Origin of the sequence: Bacteroides sp. 41_26 (assembly GCF_949740115.1) — a bacterium.
Taxonomy (GTDB): Bacteria; Bacteroidota; Bacteroidia; order Bacteroidales; family Bacteroidaceae; genus Bacteroides; species Bacteroides nordii.
Genome location: NZ_CATJGZ010000008.1, coordinates 1 through 1,871, shown reverse-complemented (window position 1 = coordinate 1,871; position 1,871 = coordinate 1). Strand labels below are relative to the sequence as shown.

Below are 1,871 nucleotides of genomic sequence, written 5' to 3'. Positions count from 1 at the left end.
GGAGTTATAGGAGGTTTGCTTGCTCTTGTTATTTTAATCTTTAGTGGCCTCCAACTGTGGTTTTATCTGATTAATAAAAACGAATAATGTATTATTTAACAGTCTTAGTTCTGCTTTTCCTGGCAGAACTTTTTTATTTCCGTATTGCTTAAATGTAATATCATCGACAAACCTAACGAACGCAGTTCGCATACCCGGATCACTTTACGGGGTGGGGGGATCATCTTTTATTTTGGTGTATTAGCCTATTTCTTCACGAACCATTTCGAATATCCCTGGTTCATGTTTGCCCTGACACTGATCACTTTTATCAGCTTTATTGATGACATCCGTTCTACTTCTCAAGCACTGCGATTGGTGTTTCATTTCTCCGCCATGGCTTTGATGTTCTATCAATGGGGGCTGTTTTCTCTTCCCTGGTGGACAATCCTTGTTGCGTTAATAATATGTACCGGTATCATTAATGCTTATAACTTTATGGATGGAATCAATGAGATCACCGGAGGTTACTCCCTGGTCGTTCTGGGAGCATTGGCATATATTAATACAAAAATAACCGCTTTTGTTGAAGCAGATTTTATCTATACCTCACTTTGTGCTGTAGTAGTCTTTAATTTCTTCAATTTCCGGAAACGGGCGAAGTGCTTTGCAGGTGATGTAGGTTCTGTTAGTATTGCATTTATCGTTTTATTCCTTATCGGTAAGCTGATAATCAAGACGGAGGATTTCAGTTGGATTATACTGTTAGTTGTGTATGGGGGTAGATAGTGTACTTACCATTATTCATCGTCTGATGCTTCATGAGAATATAGGATTACCTCATCGTAAACATCTGTATCAGATTATGGCAAATGAACTGAAGGTACCTCATGTGGTAGTCTCTTTTGTATATATGGTGATACAAGCATTGGTAATAGTGGGGTATTTCTATTTCCAGGCGTATGGTTACTGGTATTTATTGAGCAGTATTTTAGTATTAAGTATTCTATATGTCTTGTTTATGTATAAATACTTTGATCTGCATTTTTCTTTCAACTAACTGATAATTATCTCTCTACAAACTTTCTGAGAGAAACAGCTTTACCTCTCTCTTTTTCGTTTGCCATCCGATAATAAACCCTCATCTTTGCAATGTTGATCAACGAAACGTGTGAATGAAAAAACGATTAGTAACATTTAAAAAGAGGAGGTAATTATGCCTTTATTTTACAGAGCGGTACAATCACCGATGGCCAACAAAGCGGGAGCTAAGTTATGGCATCTTAATCTGGTTAAAACCGGAGCAACAGTAACTACTCAGCAATTGGCTGAGGTAATAGCGGAGAAATCATCCCTTACGCCGGGTGATGTGCAGAATGTGGTACGTAACCTGATGTCGGCGATGCGGGAACAACTTCTGAACAGCCGTACGGTACGTCTGGATGGCTTGGGAACGTTTACAATGAAAGCCCGTACGCAGGGCAGGGGAGTAGAGAGTGCCGATAAGGTAAACCCGAATCAGATAACAGCTTTGAAGTGTCAGTTTACGGTTGAGTATACTCGCCCGGCAGCTATTGGTACCACACGTGCTCTGTTGCAAGGTGTACAGTTTGTACATGCTGATTTACTGAAAAGTATGACCGACGGAGGAAACCCTGGCGGTGAGGGTGAGGGGGAAGACCCTTCTATTTAGTTGAAAGTTGACAATTGAGAGTTGAAAGTTGGCTGCGCGGCACTGGATACGTTATTAAAATGGGAGGAAAATGAAAAAGACGATTTGGAATACGATTTTAAAAGTGGTTATAGCTGTGGCAAGTGCCTTGGCTGGTGTATTTGGCGGACAGGCTATGATGGCTTAGCGGACAAATAGATATAAATAAGAGATCGCCCGG

The 1,871-nt window shown here is 40.5% G+C and carries 2 protein-coding genes and 1 pseudogene; all 3 read left to right on the top strand.

All coding sequences use genetic code 11. From position 1 onward, the window contains the following. Positions 1-86: 86 nt before the first annotated feature. Positions 87-1,039 (top strand): annotated as a pseudogene (locus QX565_RS00065) (MraY family glycosyltransferase). 156 nt (positions 1,040-1,195) lie between these two features. Next, the gene (locus QX565_RS00060; protein ID WP_289290491.1) at positions 1,196-1,672 is read left to right on the top strand and encodes an HU family DNA-binding protein; all 477 of its coding nucleotides are present in this window, start codon (positions 1,196-1,198) and stop codon (positions 1,670-1,672) included. A gap of 70 nt (positions 1,673-1,742) precedes the next feature. Further along, a complete protein-coding gene (locus QX565_RS00055) occupies positions 1,743-1,838 on the top strand; it encodes a smalltalk protein (RefSeq protein WP_002560793.1) in 96 nt (31 codons plus the stop codon). The last annotated feature ends 33 nt before the right edge of the window (positions 1,839-1,871 follow it).